Source organism: Levyella massiliensis (genome assembly GCF_000308275.2).
Taxonomy (GTDB): Bacteria; Bacillota; Clostridia; order Tissierellales; family Peptoniphilaceae; genus Murdochiella; species Murdochiella massiliensis_A.
Map to the genome: position 1 here is coordinate 682,483 of NZ_HG529490.1, position 17,175 is coordinate 699,657.

11 protein-coding genes and 1 tRNA gene are annotated in these 17,175 nt (G+C 49.9%); 5 read left to right on the forward strand and 7 right to left on the reverse strand.

All coding sequences use genetic code 11. The features are described from left to right. Window position 1: 1 nt before the first annotated feature. From BN98_RS03145 to glsA, 4 genes are all read right to left on the reverse strand, one after another. On the reverse strand, window positions 2-2,083 hold the full coding sequence (locus tag BN98_RS03145; protein WP_040942519.1) for a glutamine synthetase III domain-containing protein: 2,082 nt from the start codon (window positions 2,081-2,083) through the stop codon (window positions 2-4). Between the two features lie 195 nt (window positions 2,084-2,278). Beyond that, window positions 2,279-2,349: transfer RNA gene (locus BN98_RS03150), tRNA-Cys, on the reverse strand. Between the two features lie 126 nt (window positions 2,350-2,475). After that, window positions 2,476-3,891: an alanine/glycine:cation symporter family protein gene (locus tag BN98_RS03155; protein WP_019189775.1), complete on the reverse strand. Its 1,416-nt coding sequence runs from the start codon at window positions 3,889-3,891 to the stop codon at window positions 2,476-2,478. Between the two features lie 17 nt (window positions 3,892-3,908). Then, the gene (gene glsA / locus BN98_RS03160) at window positions 3,909-4,835 is read right to left on the reverse strand and encodes a glutaminase A (RefSeq protein WP_019189774.1); all 927 of its coding nucleotides are present in this window, start codon (window positions 4,833-4,835) and stop codon (window positions 3,909-3,911) included. Window positions 4,836-5,130: 295 nt separating this feature from the next. Between glsA and BN98_RS03165 the strand changes: the two genes are divergently transcribed. Together BN98_RS03165 and BN98_RS03170 are read left to right on the forward strand one after the other, a co-directional pair. Then, on the forward strand, window positions 5,131-6,324 hold the full coding sequence (locus BN98_RS03165; RefSeq protein ID WP_019189773.1) for a pyridoxal phosphate-dependent aminotransferase: 1,194 nt from the start codon (window positions 5,131-5,133) through the stop codon (window positions 6,322-6,324). A 103-nt stretch (window positions 6,325-6,427) separates the two neighbouring features. After that, window positions 6,428-7,801 carry a uracil-xanthine permease family protein gene (locus tag BN98_RS03170; RefSeq protein WP_019189772.1) on the forward strand — a complete coding sequence of 458 codons (1,374 nt, stop codon included), beginning with the start codon at window positions 6,428-6,430 and terminating at the stop codon, window positions 7,799-7,801. A 641-nt stretch (window positions 7,802-8,442) separates the two neighbouring features. On the opposite strand, the gene BN98_RS03175 is transcribed toward BN98_RS03170, so the two are convergent. Genes BN98_RS03175 through BN98_RS03185 form a run of 3 tightly spaced genes read right to left on the reverse strand, consistent with a single transcriptional unit; the run spans window position 8,443 to window position 13,295 of the window. Then, window positions 8,443-9,657, reverse strand: coding sequence for an RNA polymerase sigma factor (locus tag BN98_RS03175; RefSeq protein WP_019189771.1), 1,215 nt, complete (start codon window positions 9,655-9,657; stop codon window positions 8,443-8,445). After that, window positions 9,658-11,505 (reverse strand): ABC transporter ATP-binding protein, encoded by a 1,848-nt coding sequence (locus BN98_RS03180; protein WP_019189770.1) that lies wholly within the window; start codon window positions 11,503-11,505, stop codon window positions 9,658-9,660. Further along, window positions 11,502-13,295: an ABC transporter ATP-binding protein gene (locus tag BN98_RS03185; RefSeq protein ID WP_052332292.1), complete on the reverse strand. Its 1,794-nt coding sequence runs from the start codon at window positions 13,293-13,295 to the stop codon at window positions 11,502-11,504. The genes BN98_RS03180 and BN98_RS03185 overlap by 4 nt, the downstream gene beginning before the upstream one ends. 223 nt (window positions 13,296-13,518) lie before the next feature. Here BN98_RS03185 and BN98_RS03190 point away from each other — a divergent pair, with 223 nt between their 5' ends. From BN98_RS03190 to scfB, 3 genes are all read left to right on the forward strand, one after another. Then, window positions 13,519-14,985 carry an aminotransferase class I/II-fold pyridoxal phosphate-dependent enzyme gene (locus tag BN98_RS03190; RefSeq protein WP_019189768.1) on the forward strand — a complete coding sequence of 489 codons (1,467 nt, stop codon included), beginning with the start codon at window positions 13,519-13,521 and terminating at the stop codon, window positions 14,983-14,985. Between the two features lie 118 nt (window positions 14,986-15,103). After that, on the forward strand, window positions 15,104-15,250 hold the full coding sequence (gene scfA, locus BN98_RS08135) for a six-cysteine ranthipeptide SCIFF (protein ID WP_019189767.1): 147 nt from the start codon (window positions 15,104-15,106) through the stop codon (window positions 15,248-15,250). Window positions 15,251-15,274: 24 nt separating this feature from the next. Then, on the forward strand, window positions 15,275-16,792 hold the full coding sequence (gene scfB, locus BN98_RS03195) for a thioether cross-link-forming SCIFF peptide maturase (protein WP_019189766.1): 1,518 nt from the start codon (window positions 15,275-15,277) through the stop codon (window positions 16,790-16,792). Window positions 16,793-17,175 lie beyond the last annotated feature (383 nt).

A 17,175-nucleotide genomic window follows, 5' to 3' on the forward strand; every position in this document is an offset into this window, starting at 1 on the left:
CCTATTGTACAACTAAAACGCTTGAAGCGGGGTACGGAAGCAACTCTTCCGGTACAAACGCTTCAATTTCATTGCAAATATCCTCTAAGGCGCGCATCGCTTCCCGCACTTCGTCGCGATAACAAACACTTTGGCGTTTGGCATCATCCATGCCCTCCGCCTTTTTCAACGATTCTTTGAGTGCCGTGCTCGCGACATCCAAGGCATCCATGAGTCGTGCGTTTTCCTTCGCTTTTTTCTCCAACGAGGTGCTCAAGCCGCCGGCGACAGCTTTTTGCAAACGAATCTGATATTCCATAAGCGCCGGATATATTCCCTTTGTCGCCATGCGTGCCAATACCTGCCCTTGCAAGCCCACCGAATGGTTGAATCGCTCGATAAGAATTTCGCGGCGTGCCACGAGCTCTTCACGACTTAAAACCCCAAAGCGCTCACACAGGCGCACGGTCTCTTCTCGCGTAATGGCATCAATACTGTCCAAATAGCCGGACACCTGTTCCAGTCCTCGGCGCTTCGACTCCTCCACCCATTCCTTCTTATAACCGTCGCCGGTAAAGAGGATGCGTTGATGCTGTTCCAACGCGTGATGGCAAATCTGCATCGTGGTGTCATGTAAGGCTTCCGGTGTAGAAGTATCCGACGACTCCAATTGCAGAGCAATCTCTTCCAAGGACTCCGCCATGCCCGCAAAGAGGAAGGTGTTCATGGCCGAGGCATTGAGCGACGAACCGAGCATGCGAAGCTCAAAGCGATTGCCGGTGAAAGATACCGGTGAGGTGCGATTGCGATCCGTCGTTTCAATAGACAGATCCGCCAGCGTGACCACCGGTTCCAAAATTGAGGTGAGTTTCACCTTCGGAATCTTTGTTGTCTTGGCCAATTCAATAAAAAGATCATGCAGCGTTTCTCCCAAGTTAATGGAAATAATAGCCGGCGGCGCTTCATTGCCACCCAAGCGATGATCATTGCCTTCATCAGAAGCCGCCATGCGCAGCAGCGTCTGATAGCGATCCACCGCCACGATAAAGGCTGTCACAAACAGCAAAAAGCGCAGATCATGCGGCTGTTCATCGCCGGGGTCAAATAAGTTCTCGCCCGTCGATGTGGTCAGGGAAAAATTGCTGTGTTTGCCCGATCCGTTCAGGCCATCAAACGGTTTTTCATGCAGTAAGCACTGGAAGCCATGATGTGTTGCCACATTTTCTAAAATGTCCATCACGACCATGTTTTGATCCACGGTCGTAATGGCATCGCCAAATACAGACGAAAATTCGTATTGTCCCGGCGATACTTCATTGTGCTCAATGGAGGCATAAATGCCCAAATTCCAACAAGCACGATTCACTTCATTCATGTATTGCTGTACACGCTCATTCATGCCCTGGAAATAGGTGTCCTGCAAATGGCCACCCTGCAGCATTTCACTGCCGAAAAGCGCTCTACCGCACAATTTCAGATCCGGGCGATGCGCTGCCTGGGAAGCCTCCACCAGGAAAAATTCCTGCTCCAATCCCAGCGTCGGTTCCACCCAATCCACATCCGTCTTTCCGAGATCATGCAAAACGCGCACGGCTTGGGCGCTTAAGGCGTCCAGTGCCTTAATTAACGGCATCTTCAAATCCAATGTATCGCCACGGTAGCTCATGAAGACGCTGGGAATGTAGAGCGTTGTTCCACGCACAAAGGCATACGAATTCGTATCCCAGAAGGTATATCCGCGCGCTTCAAACGTATCGCGCAATCCCCCGTTCGGGAATGACGAGCCATCCGTTTCCCCCTTCATCAGAGCCTTGCCGGAGAGGCGCGCAAGCGGCACGCCATTGTGATCCGGTTGAATGAAGGCTTCGTGCTTTTCTGCCGTTCTTCCGTTTAACGGCTGGAACCAATGGCAAAAATGCGTTGCACCCAGTTCCATCGCCCAAGTTTTCATCGCATGCGCAATCGCATCGGCGGTCATTTGATCGATGAACTGCTGGTGCTTCATTGCCCCTCTGTACTTCTGATAGACCGGCTTCGGCAGTCTATCCCGCATCACACTGCGATTGAACTGGTATTTTCCAAATGTTTCAAATGGATGCCCCATGCTATACCTCTCTTTCTGAAAAATATAAAATATCATACCAAAAAAGCATATCCTACGCGAGAAACGAAATAGAAAATAGGAGGCGTACGGGTACGGATGCGAAAAAACAACTGTCTCTTCGCAAAAACAATGCCTGAAGTCTTTGGAAACGCAGGAGCAAACAAAAAAAGAGATCCGAACGGATCTCTTAGAAAAAGGCGACACCCAGATTTGAACTGGGGGTGAAGGTGTTGCAGACCTCTGCCTTACCACTTGGCTATGTCGCCATAAATTGTCAAACCACGTGAATAAGATTGTACCATCCACAGTACAATTCTGCAAGAAAAATTATAATCGCAGCGTTTCCGCGCATGAAACACGGAAACGCCACGATTTTCTGAAAAGGATTACTATTATTTCCAGAAGTCGAGTTTCGAATCATCTAAGCCGATGTTTTTGGCCAAGAAGACCGGATTCTTGCCTTGTTTTCGTTGTACCTCGTAATCATGCAGCGCAGCGATAGCATGTTTTCCGAGAATCAAAATGGATGGCAGATTGATCAATGCCATCACGCCCATTAAAAGATCGCTCAACGCCCAAGCATATTTTGCTTTCTGCGCCGCACCGAGGAAGATAACCACAACAGCCAAGATGCGATAGACCGTCATAAAGGTTTTGCTTGGTTTCTTGCCGGCGATATAGGCAAGGTTATTGTCCACATAGAAAAGATTGCCGATGAGGGTTGTAAAAGCAAAGAGCGCCAACGAGAAGGTGATGAACGGTGCGCCGAAGTTTCCAAGGAATGTGGAAACGGCTTGCTGAACATAGGGAGCACCATCTAAGGCTTCTGCCGGTTCGATGCCGGAGCTTAAGCACATAAATGCCGTTGCGGAGCAAATCAGAAGCGTATCGATAAAGACGGAAAGCATCTGTACCAGACCCTGTTTCACCGGGTGACTGACGCTGGCAGCAGCTGCTGCATTCGGCGCAGAACCGATACCGGCTTCATTGGAATAGAGGCCGCGCTTAATGCCATACATCAGGCTGGAGCCCGCAATGCCGCCAAAAATGGCTTTGAAGTTGAACGCATCCGAGAAAATACGGCCGAAAACGGTGGGCATATAACCGATATTCATGAAGATCATAACAAGCGAAACCACGACAAATATGATGCCCATGATGGGAACCAGGGCCGAGGTAAACTGAATGATGCGTTTGCCGCCGCCGAAGATGCAGTAGGCCGTAATCAGAGCCAATACGCCGCCGATAATCCACGGCGTCAACGCTTTATTATAAAAGCCATAAGCGGAAAAGCTGGTCTGCAGGTTGAAGGCCGCAAGCATATTAAAGCCGACAGCATAGGTTAAGATCAAGGAAATGGCAAAAACAATACCCAAGGCGCGACTGTGTAGTGCCGATTCAATGTAATAGGAAGGACCGCCGTAGCTTCCGCCGTCCGGATCGCGACGTTTATAGATTTGTGCCAAAGTGGATTCGACAAAGGCCGAGGCACCGCCGATAATAGCAACGATCCACATCCAAAAGATGGCACCGTAGCCGCCGAGACACAGCGCACTCGACACACCCACGATATTGCCGGTACCCACACGCGACGCCGTAGAGACCATGAGGGCTTGGAAGGAGGAGACGGAATTTTTATCGGCCGGTTTTTCAACCACTACGCGAATAGCATCCTTAAAGAGACGCCCCTGCAAAAAGCCCGAGCGAATGGTAAAGTACAGGCCGATGCCCAACAGAAGAATGATCAGTATCGGATAATAGAGCACATCATTAATCTTACCGATGACATCAAAGATTGCTTTTAGCATAATTTTCTCCTAAGTGTTTAATAAATATGCAGATTCAATAATTTCGAGAGTCGTTCCAGCATGCGCACACCAACATAGGAATTGCCATGCTTATCCAGACCCGGGCAAAATACACCGATACCGTAGCCTGAACGACTGCTTGCTACAATACCGCCACCAACACCGCTTTTTGCCGGTATGCCGACTAGTAGAGCAAATTCTCCCGCATAATCATAGGTACCGCAGGTAGCCATCACGGTACGCAGAATGGATGCGTTCTCGACAGAAAGAATCTGCTTACCTTCCGCATCTTTACCGTCATGCGCCAGTACCGCTCCAAGCTTAGCCAAATCCAGTGTGTTCACCAATAAAGAACAGGACTTAAAATAGGCGTTAAGCATATCTTCCACATTGATCTTTGGCGAAATAATGCCATCGTTGAGGAGCATATACGTCAGCGCACGATTGGCAAAGGCGGAACCACTCTCCGATTGGTAGATCGCATGGCTGTAATCCAAATCCGAACGCCCGATCACTTCTCGTGCGCGTTCTCGGATCTTTTCAAACGTATTTTCGTTATATTCCTGTGCCAATAATGAGGTGGCCACGATGGCACCTGCATTGATAAAGGGATTCACAGGAATATTTTTGTGACTCAATTCCAATTCAATAATGCTGTTGAACGGCTTGGAGGATGGCGTGACGCCGATAAATTGCCGCACATAAGAAATATCATAGGTCTCTAACACACAAAGATAAATAATGATCTTAGCAATGCTTTGGGCCGAAAACTTGTAGTGGTCTTCACCCACGGATACTGTTTCAAAATCCGGGTTGATGAGCGTTGCTCCGACCGTGTCTCTGTGTTGTTTAGCAAGCTCCGGAATATAGTCTGCGACTTTTCCCTGATCGGTATAGCCTCTTCCGTAGCGATACGCTTCCTCTAAAGCGCTTTTGATGTCCATATTTTCCTCCTTTCTATTCCCCATCATAGCGCAATCCTTCACTTCTTCCTAAGTATACTCGAAACGTTTTCTGTAGAAAAGAGAAATTATGAGCTATTGCATAATCACTGAAAATCGCCTGTAAGGTGCTTTTACGCATTTATGCTATTAGAATCCTTTGAACCAAGGGAAACCCTTTCATTGCAAGATATAATTTTTTAACATAAAGTGCGACGAGAGGTCCTCTCTTCGTATATACTTACTTAGCAATACATAGTTTTTCATAGCAACGTTCCTGTTCGGATTGGAGGTTTTCATGAAAGTTTCACAGCGCGTTTCTGCCCTTCCCGTATCACCAACACGTCGCTACCTTGGTCTAGCCAAAGAAGCAGAGGGGAAAGGTAAACACGTCCTGCGTTTGAGTATCGGACAGCCCGACTTACAACCGCCGCGCGAATACTTTGAAGCATTGGCGCAAATTCCGGAAGGTCGCATCCCCTATCCCAACGCTTCCGGTCTGGAAGAACTGCGCGTAGCGCAGCAACGCTATTATGCGCGTCACGGCATCGATTTTGCACCCAATGAAATTTTTGTAACGGATGGAGCCATGGGCGCAATTGAGTTCAGTATTTTGGCTACGTGCGATCCCGGCGATGTCATCTTACTGATTGAGCCGTTCTATTCCAACTATGCCATGATCACCCATCTGACAGGCGTTGACTTCCGAACCGTGACAACGAAAGCAGAAGAAGATTTTGTCATTCCTTCGGAAGAGGCCTTTGAAGCGCAGTATTGCGACGGGATGAAAGCTATCTTGCTTTCGAGCCCTTGTAATCCGACGGGAAGAATGTATCGCAGAGACGAACTGGAAACCATCGTGCGTTTTGCAAAAAAACACGACCTCATCATTCTGGCTGATGAAGTGTATCGCGAATTTTACTTCGTCGAACGCCCCTTTGTGTCGTTCTATGAATTTTCGGAAATCCGTCCGCAGCTGGTTCTGTTGGACAGTGCCTCCAAAAAGTATGCTGTCTGCGGCGCCCGCATTGGTACGGCTTCAACGCATAACAAAGCCTTACAACAATCTTTTGCGAAGCTCTGTCAAATGCGCCTCGGGGTCTCTGCCTCAGAGCAGCAAGCGGTGGCAGCACTCGGCAATGTGGATCCGCGCTACCACGAAGGCGTGCGCGAAATCTATCGTACGCGTCGCCAAGTGATGCTGGATGCCTTTTCTAAGATGGATGGCATCCGTTATTCGCAGCCGGAAGGTGCGTTCTATTCGTTGGTAAAATTGCCGGTGAAAAATGCCGAGGCCTTTGTGCAATGGATGCTCACTGATTTTGATTGCGAAGGCGAGACGGTGCTACTGACGCCGGCTGGCGGCTTTTACAGTTCCTCTGAACACGGGCAGGACGAAATCCGTATCTCTTATTGCGTGGACGAAGAAGAGCTGAAACGCGCCCTGCACATCGTAAACGAAGGCTTAAAAGCCTATCCCGATAAAAAATGATGACGATGCATTGCATCAATAGAAACAGTCTGCTATAATCTTGTCAATTTTGGGCTTAGGAACGCTCGGGGAAACCCGAGCGTTCGTACAGAATGGAGGGATTATGGAACGCAACAACCTTTCGGAAAAAGCGACCACGAAACCGGGCGAAGCTGCGATTTGGGACATTACCACCATGGCTGTCCCCACCCGACTTCTCCTCGGACTGCAACATTTGTTCGCGATGTTCGGAGCAACGATACTCGTCCCCTTGCTGACGGGACTGGACATTTCAACAACATTACTCATGGCCGGACTTGGAACCCTGTTATTCCACTTTATAACGCGGGGAAAAGTACCGGCTTTTTTGGGCTCATCTTTTGCTTTCCTGGGCGGCTACGCCGCGGTTGCTCCCTTTGTAAACGGGCAACCCAATACGGCCATGCTTCCCTATGCCAGCGGCGGTGTCTTTGCGGCGGGCCTTGTGTATGTGGTACTTGCTCTGTTTATCTATAAATTTGGCGTGGAACGCGTTATGCGCTTCTTCCCACCGGTAGTGACGGGACCGATCATCATTTCCATCGGCTTGACCTTGGCGCCTTCCGCCATCGGTAACGCCTCTTCGGACTGGCTGTTGGCGATTGTCGCCATTGCTACGATCATCTTCTTTAACATTTGGGGCAAAGGCATGCTGCGCATTATTCCGCTGATCTTGGCCGTGCTCGTCTCGTATGCCGTCGCGTTGCTTTTGCATCGCGTCGATTTCAGCACCATCGTAGCGGCCGCGCCTGTGGCTCTACCTCTGCATCCAGAAAGTTTTATGAAATTCAACGTCTCTGCCATCATCACCATCATGCCCATTTCCTTAGCAACGATGATGGAGCATATCGGTGATATTACTGCCATTGGTGCTACTGTAGGCAAAAACTATATCCGCGAACCCGGCCTGCATCGCACCTTGCTCGGTGACGGTCTGGCCACTTCCTTAGCGGCGGCCTTTGGTGGTCCGGCAAATACCACCTACGGTGAAAACACGGGTGTATTAGCGCTTACGCGAGTCTACGATCCGCGTGTTATGCAGATCACCGCTGTCTTTGCCATTATTCTGTCCTTCTTCCCTGTGGTAAGCGGCTTCATCCGTTCCATTCCGACAGCGATCATCGGCGGCGTTTCCCTCATCCTCTACGGTATGATCTCCGCCATCGGCGTTCGCAACCTGGTCGAAAACCAGGTCGATTTCACCAACAGCCGTAACCTCATCGTTGCTGCCGCCATCTTTGTCTCAGCACTTGGCTTCACCGGCGACCATCCGGGCATCTCCTTCTCCGTCGGAGCTACCACCATTTCCCTTTCTGGTTTGGCCATTGCTGCCATTTTAGGCATCGTGCTCAATGCCGTTTTGCCGGGCAAGGATTATGATTTCACCGTGGAAGAGCCGAAGGATACCGGCGTTAACTTCTCCGGCGTGACAGATCGTGCTTCAAACGAAGACTTATAACACAGATAATATTCACAAATGAGATCATAAAGAGGTTCGCCGCGCTTCTGCCGCGGCGTTCTTTTTTTTGAATTTGCTGCGTTATTGACGCTTATACCGTAGGTAATTGCAATTTCGCCATGACCAACGGTACGTTCGAGGGTGCTGCTGGCGATTTTATACCGTGGGTAACCGCAATTTCGCCATTACCAACGGTACGTTCAAGCGTGCCGCTCGCGATTTTATACCGTGGGTAATCGCAATTTCGCCATTACCAACGGTACGTTTGAGCGTGCTGCCGGTAATTTCATACCGTGGGTAATCGGAATTTCGCCATTACCAACGGTACGTTTGAGCGTGCTGCTGGCGATTTCATACCGTGGGTAATCGCAATTTCGCTATTACCAACGGTACGTTTGAGCGTGCTGCCGGTAATTTCATACCGTGGGTAATCTCAATTTCGCCATGACCAACGGTACCCGGGACCGCTTTCGCGTTTATCCCATATGAATTCTGTGATTTTAGAGCAAAAGCGACGCCACGAAACCTGCTTACGCCCAGCGATAAATAAATGGCCAAGCCTCAACGTCTATCACGCTGAAACTTGGCCATTTCGTTTTTTGGGGATGAACTCTGTTCGTAAAATATATGAGGATAATTCGCTATTTCTGAAACTGGTATTCTACCCCGTCCACACGGACTTGGGAAGTGGCAGGTTGGTCATCCTGATTTTTAAACCAGGCTTTTGCCCAATATTGCTCCATGGTGAGTTGGATAGGATTGCCACTGATGTGACCGCCTTTTCCGTTCACAAAGGCAAGATAGATGCGTCCGTCTTGATAGCCGATGTGTTCGATACCGTAAGCATTGGTGATTGCTTCCTTCAAGTTGATCACGGGGCGCACATCGGCGCCGATTTTGGCTTCATAGAGCACACCGGTTTTTTCGTCCAGGAACAGGATGCGATCTTTATAGAATGCAGCATGCGCACGCTTAACCTGACGAATTTCGGTTACAATCTCCTCGGAAGAGGCTTCGGAAACATCGGATGAAATCTCGGAGTTTTGAATTTCAAATTTCTGATGTCCTCTGCCACCAAAGAAACGCATAAACGTTAGGATCAAAATCACGCACAAAACCAACGCCGCAACAAGGTATAAAATGCGATTTTGGAACTCTCCTAAGCGCGTGATCCCGTTTATTGCTCGCTTGTAGACGGGACGACCTTGAAGGGCAGACAGAATACGCTCTTCCGTTTCCGGTGCAAATACATGCGTATCCATGTGTGACACAGCTTCGACCGAATTGATATGGCTCTTCAGCCACAGATGTAATGCTGTGCGGAACGAAGGATTCTCCAGTAGTGAGGCACGGGCTTCATCCGAAAGGCTATTTTGATCCGCAATAAAGGCCAGGGCACGAGTACGGCGCGCATTCACGACATTACGTTTCATCCGCAACAGATGAGAAATTCTGTCATCGGATAAGGCGAAGAGCAGGCTCAGTTGCAGAACAATGCGATCGCGTTCGGGAATGCGGGCAATCTGTTCGCCATACACGCTAACCTCCGCATCACCGATGAGGGAAGGCATCGGAATATGAACGTCATGGCGGGATTCACCATTGTTGCGCAACGCTCGGGACGCCACCAACGCTCGATGTCTGGTCACCAAGACAAGTAAGCCTTTTCGTTCCTCCCGCGAAAGCTCGCTTTCAAAAATGCCACATTCTTGAAAGATGCCCATGACCTCCGCCACAACCTGCTCGGCGCTCTTTTCTTCATGCGTGAACGAGAAGGCAATGTGATAGGCCATGTTTTTATATTGATGATAGAATTTTACGCCATCCTGTTTTTGTCCTTCGTTTTCCGTGGTCATTTAAACCTCCTGTCCGTACTGTAATTCATATAGTACACGGAAAAGGCCGTTTTGCGCAATAAGTTCATCTTTTGTGCCTTGCTCCGCGACGCGCCCGTGATGCATGACAATGATTTCATCGGCATCCGCAATGGTAGAAATGCGATGGGCAACCGCCAACATGGTACGATCTTTCGCCATGCGCAAAATCGCACTTTGAATGAGTTGTTCGGTTTCCGTATCGATGTTTGCCGTGGCTTCATCCAAAATCAAGATCGACGGATCCCCCGCAATCGTACGCGCAAAAGACAGCAATTGCCTCTGGCCGGCTGAAAGCGTTGATCCGCGCTCCGTCACCGGTTCATCGTATTGTTTGGGCAGACGGCTGATAAAGGCATCCGCATTGACCAGTTTAGCAGCCTCTATTGCCCGACGGCGATCCACTTTCGCACGTCCGATGGCGATGTTGCTCAGGATATCCCCTTTAAAGAGGAATACGTCCTGCTGCACCGTGCCGAGCGCCCGACGCAAAGAAACGAGATCATAGTCATTCACATTGACACCATCAATTAGTATTTCGCCGCGATCCACGGTATAAAAACGCGCTAAAAGGCTTAAGATCGTGCTCTTCCCGGCGCCCGTCGCTCCGACAAAAGCCACAAAACTACCGGGCTCTATGGTAAAGGAAACATCTTTCAGTATCCATTGCGCAGGATCCTTGCCTGCCGCAACAGTTGCCTCTTCTTCCTCCGTATATTGTCCGACGTCCTCCGGTTTTTGGTAGCGAAACCAAACATGATTAAATTCGATTTTTCCGATAAATCCCTTCTCCGGCACCGGAATGCCCGAACGGTACTCCTCTTCTGGTTCATCCAATAAGGTAAAAAGGCGCTCCGAAGAGGAAAACGCAGATTGCATAACATTAAAAATTTCCGCCATCTCCTCGATCGGCATAAAGAGCCGCTGCAAATAGTTGATGAAGGCATAAACCACACCAAAGGTCAAAAAACCGCCCATCTGTGCCAAACCGCCAAACCAAAAGAGCAGAGACAATCCAAGCGTTCGAATGATTTCAATGGCCGGTCGGTAGATGGCGTAGTACTGCACTTCTCGATTTGAAGCCTTGTAATACTCCGTATTAGTGGCATCAAACTCTTGATAAATCTGCTTTTCACGGAAAAAGGTCTGAATCACGCTCATCCCTGTGATATTTTCCGATAATTTCGTATTGATCAGCGACCGAATGGCACGCTGTTTATCGTAAACGATGCGAATCTGTTTTTGGAAAATCACCGAAATAATGATTACCGCCGGCGTGAGCAGGAAGATAAAAAAGCCCAGACGCGCATCCAGAGAAAACATCATCACTAAAACGCCCAAAAACAGGACGAGATTGCGGAATAAATTGGTCAGCACGTAGGTATAAAGATCCAGCACGGAATCCGTATCGTTGGCAACACGCGTCACAACACTGCCGATCGCATGATGATCGAAGTAGCGCATGGGCAGGCGCAGAACATGCTCATAGATTTTCTGGCGCATATCGGTCACGATGAGCGTGCCCGTACGCATAGTTAAAAAATCGTAGGCATACATGACCACGAAGTGAAACACGATCGTGCCCAAATAAAGGAGGCCCAGCAATAACGCTTGCGATAAATGCGCATCTTGCACTGCTTGTGGCAGCACGCCGGAAGCAAGCGGTGACAAATGATCATCGATTAAAACCTGAATAATCTTCGGTCTTAGCAAAACCACAACGGTCGTCATAAACATCGTGATAAAAATCAACACATACCAGCTGAGATACGGTTTCGCAAAAGCGGCAAGACGCAAAAGATGGTGCGTATTCTTTTTCTGCTTTTTCATGCCTCTTCTCCTCTCAAGGCGGCCGCCGTCTGTCCCTGGTCGTCCGCCTCTGCGGTATTTACCTGGCTTTCCAACAGCTGGCGATGATACAGTTCCTGATAGAAGCCGTCTTCCTGCACCAATGCTTCGTGCGTGCCGCGCTGTGTGATCTTACCATCCTCTAAAACGATAATGTCATCGGCATTTTGCACCGTGCTGACGCGCTGACTGATCATGAGAAGTCCCTGGCGATGGCGGCGCAAGCCCGCTAAAAGGTGACTTTCCGTTTCGGTATCTACGGCGGATAAGGCATCGTCAAGCACCAATACCGGTGCCTTCTTGTAATACGCTCGCGCGATGGAAACACGCTGTTTCTGCCCGCCGGAGAGCGTAACCCCGCGTTCGCCGACTACCGTCTCATAGCCTTGTTTCATTGCAATGATATCGTCATGCACCTGCGCAAAGCGCGCTGCGTCGTGGACCTCGTCCGTATTCTCTTCTTCCCCGCCAAAGGCGATGTTGCCGCCAATGGTGCGCGAGAACAAAAAACTCTCCTGCGCCACAACGCCGAACGTGCGATACAGCGCCTCAAAAGACATCTGGCGAATATCCGTACCATCCACCAGAATCTCGCCTTCCGTCACATCATAGCGACGCAATAAAAGGTGTAATATCGTTGATTTTCCCACGCCCGTGCGCCCGACCACGGCCAGTGAATGACCGGGCTGGAGTTCAAAATTAATGTCGCGCAATACCCAAGGCAAGTCCTCACCATAGCGGAACGAAACATGGCGAAACACAATGTGTCCTTCCGACTTCTGCGGGTCCGCCGGATTTTTCACTTCCTGCACAGTCGGACGCACGCGGAAAATTTCATTCAATCGCGCCATCGAGGAGATTCCACGCTGAAAATTCGAAACGACAAGCCCCATGGCAATCAGCGGCCAAACCATCATATTGAGATACTCTATCGTTGCTACAAAAGAACCGATGGAAAGCATGCCGCGATGAATCTGCAAAGCACCATAAAGAATAAACACCACAAAACTGAGGCCGGAAATGAGCGTCACCGACGGATCAAAAAGCGAATCCACCTTGGTCCATTGAATACATTTTTTGCCATAGTCGTCATTGACTCCGCCAAAAGAAGCGGCTCGATTGTCCTCAATCGCGCACGCTTTGATCACGCGTATACCTGAAAGATTTTCCTGCGTCTCTGTCGTCAAATCCGAAAAAGCATTTTGTAGCGCCCGACTTCGTGTCTGAATCGGTCCCATCAATTTCGCAATGGTAAACGCTAACAGTGGCAACGATACAAGCGCCACGACAGCATTGACCACGCCGATGGTTGTCACCATCATGATCACCGAAAAAGCCGTCATGAAGAGGCTATCCACCAAAATCATCACACCGCCGCCCATGGACTGCGCCACCATCATCACATCATTAGTAGCATGCGCCATGAGATCGCCCGTCGAGTTACGATTGAAAAATGTCTGATCCAGCTGCAGATATTTTTTAAAAAGCTTATCGCGCAACCAATACTCCAACCGTCTGCCATTGCCGAAAATTTCCACGCGCCAAATATAACGACCAACGGCCATGAAAATACCCAAGCCCGCTATCCACGCCACTAATTCGATCAAAAGCTTCTCGGTCAGCACCCCGGTCGAGGCCAAGTCCGCAAAGCGACGTACGATTTGCGGCTGATATAAGCTGGCCGCATCCACTAAAATCAGCATCAAAATACCGAAAACATAACGCAGGCGATTATCCTTCAAAAATGGAAGTATCGTTTTAAATTCTCGCATGATGCCTCCCTCCCACAAAAAAAGATTACTCGTCGGGAAATAAAAGGTATAATACGCTTCGTATCCCAACTGATTGCCCCGTGCCACGGGCGAATCGAAAAAAGTCTGTTCTCCTATACTCCGAGAAAAGAAACAAATGGGTCTCTCCCCATTATAATGGAAAATAGGGGCAACTATGGAAAATAGCGTGAAAAAACGAAAAACACCGAGGAAAGGATAACGCATGGAACGAAAAACACACGCTTCCGCAGATAAAGATTATTTGGACGTGTTGCAGGACGTGCGCGATCACGGTCTCTATCCCCTTCATATGCCGGGGCATAAGCGCCATACCCGTTTTGGGGAAGCTCTCCCCTTCGGTCTGGATGTCACGGAAATTGACGGCACCTGGGATCTGCATCACCCGGATGCCTTTTTAAAGGAACGACTGGATGCCGTCGCCCGCTTTGTCGGCGCTTCATGTACTTTTTATACCGTACAAGGCTCTACCGGCGGTAACCTGGCCGGTATGTATACGCTTTGTCCGCCGGGTAGCGATGTTCTGCTCTCCCGAGCCAGTCATCAGAGTCTTTACCATGGTGTGGAGCTGTTGCAGTTAAACCCGATTTACCTGATGCCGGATTTGCGTGTGCCGGGCATCCCGGGTCCCATCCGTCCCGCACAGGTGGAAGCAGCTTTGAAAAAAAATCCGACCATAAAGACTGTGCTGATAACCTCACCAACCTTTGAAGGACAACGCTGTGACATCCGTTCCATTGCTGCGATTTGCCATGCTCACGGAGCTTCTTTATTGGTGGACCAGGCCCACGGCGCACATCTGCGTTATCTGACGGGTATCGGGCCAAACTATTCGGATGCGGTAGCAGACGGTGCCGACATTGTCATAGAAAGCTTGCACAAAACCTTGCCGGCTCTTACACCGGCGGCTCTCGTGCATGCCTCCTCCCGCGTGGATCAAACAGAACTGGCACGCGCCCTCTCTATCTTTGAAACCAGCTCTCCGTCTCATATCTTGCTGGCTTCCATCGATCACTGCATGCGCCTTCTGGAAAGAGAGGGCGTATCACTGCATCAAAAGATGTGGCAAGCCTGGCAGAGTGCGGCGTTACCGTTACGGAACTTAAAGGCATTGGAATGGATGCAGTTTAGCGATAAGACCTCCTTACCATCGGATCCCTTCCGGGTTGTCATTTCCACGGCACGCGCCTCTCTTTCCGGTCCTGAGCTGGCGAATTTGCTGCGTCAACGCGGCTTTGAAGTGGAAATGGCGCAGGCCGAACACGTGCTGTTTATTCTGACGATCGGCGATGATCCCGCTATTTTCCCGTCCTTGGCACAAGCATTATCGGATATTGATAAGACCCTTACGGTGTGCCCTGCTAAACGGCCGGTGGCTTCCTTGCCGCCTCTGCCCGAAAAAGTCCTGAGCATCGCCGATGCGCGACGCTCCCATAAAATCATGCAACCGCTCTCTCAAACTGCCGGCGGTATTGCCGCCGAATCGCTATGGACCTATCCTCCCGGAATTCCATTGCTTGTTCCCGGAGAACGCATTCGCCAAGAAACCCTGGAAGCCCTGGAAGGGATGGCCTCTCGTCATGTTAAATTACGCACGGAACGCGAACCCGGCGGCGGAACCTATGAGGAACTTTCACTCTGTGTTCTGGAAGAGGAACCGTCAACAAAGTAATTCGCTGTATTTTCCCGTTTTCGTACGAAGGTTGACGCGTTAAGCGTTGGCACGTAAAATAGATAGAGACCCGAAAGGGCACAAACGACCGAAAGGCCAAAATCCTGAGGAGGACATTATGAAACATATTATCAGTCTGCAAACCCGTGATTTGAAGAAGAGCGCCCTGGACGGCGGCTGTGGCGAATGCCAAACTTCCTGCCAATCGGCTTGCAAAACCTCTTGCGGTATTGCAAACCAAGACTGTGCTAAAACGTTGCGCTAATTCGCGTTCTTAGAAATTGTTCCGATGATTCATTATTTTCAATCGCAAGGCCATAAAATCGCGCTGGATGTCTATTCCGGCGCGGTTCATATTTTAGATGATATTTCCTACAGCGTTCTGCAGAAATTGGATACTCTCCAACGCAACGGTTCCTTTCTCCCGCAAAACGGTCTCGATGACGCCACAAGAAAGCAGGTATCGGCACAGCTCCATGCGGAAGGCGCCGTTTTTTCCGATGCGGAAATCAGCGATGCACTAGATGATTTTGTCGCTTTGATTGAAGATGAGCGCCTTTTCACGGAAGATCCTTTCGGTCATTTGGCCCTCAACCTCCGCGATCGCAAAACCTATGTCAAAGCGCTTTGCCTCAACGTTGCCCATACCTGTAACCTGGATTGTGATTATTGCTTTGCCAGCCAGGGCAAGTATCACGGAGAGCGCGCGCTCATGACCAACGATGTCGCCCGCCGTGCTATCGATTTCGTCATTGAGGCTTCTGGCCCGCATCGTAGTATCGATGTGGACTTTTTTGGCGGCGAACCCATGCTCAATTGGGAGTTGGTCAAGGATACCGTCGCTTACGCGCGTTCATTGGAAGCCGACTCCGGTAAGAAATTTCGGTTCACTTTTACCACCAACGGCATGCTTCTTAGTGATGATGTCACCACATTCCTGAATCGTGAAATGCACAATGTCGTTCTCTCTCTGGACGGACGAAGGGAAGTACACGATCGCCTGCGTCATACCATCGATGGTCGAGGCAGCTACGATCGCATCGTGCCTCGTTTTCGCTCCTTTGTCTCCCGTCGTGGCGATCAGGAATATTACATGCGCGGCACCTTTACGAAGAACAACGTCGACTTTTATCAGGACATTCTGCATATGGCCAACATGGGCTTCTATCGTCTCTCCATGGAGCCGGTTATCGGTGATCCATCCGAGCCCTACATGCTCGGTCCCGACGATGTGGAAGCCTTAAACCGTGAATACGACAAATTAGCGGCCGAAATGATTCGTCGCAATCGCTTAGCAGCAAAAGCACTGGCCGCCGGCAGCTCAATTGATGATCTTCCCCCGAAGGATCACCCGTTCATTTTCTATCACTTTATGATGAATTTGGAGGGCGGCCCTTGTATTCATAAGCGCATCTCCGGCTGTGGCAGCGGCGTCGAATATTTAGCCGTCACGCCCAAAGGGGAACTCTATCCCTGCCATCAATTCGTTGGTGAAGACGACTACATCGTTGGCAATGTCTGGGACGGTATCACGAAACAGGAAATCACTGCTGATTTCAAAGAATGCAACTGCTATTCCCATCCGGAGTGCGCGAATTGCTGGGCAAAGCTCTACTGCTCCGGCGGCTGTGCTGCCAACGCTCTACACGCCTCCGGCTCTCTCACCGGTACTGTGCCCTTCAGCTGCGCTCTATTCCGCAAACGCATGGAATGCGCCCTCGCCATCCAAGTGGATGCCTGTGTGCAGCAGAGCGAAATGGAAAGCCATGCGACAAGCCCAACGGAGTGCGAAGCAACGAAGGCATAGCGAAGTCGATGTGAGAAAGTGACGGCTTCGGTATGTGGATGTGACCCGTAAACATAATTACATTGTGTGTAAATAGGTAGCCCGGCTTCGCCGGGCATCCATTTTTTCAATATGACGAAGAAAGGCGATCTTTAGATCGCCTTTCTTCGTACTTTCGCCTTGCCGCCGTAAATCGGTGGCTCAGTTTACGGCGGCTTTTCGCACTATTGCCTTTTCGCCCCTGACAGCTTGCCATTTTTTTCGCCAGCGCCTAAAATGAATAGGTAAGGATACGCGATACGTATCATAATTTTTTGGAAGAAAGGAGTTCAACATGGGACCTGTGAACCATTCGGACAATGCAGAAACACCACCGACTGAGCCTCGAAGTTTTATGAGCGAAC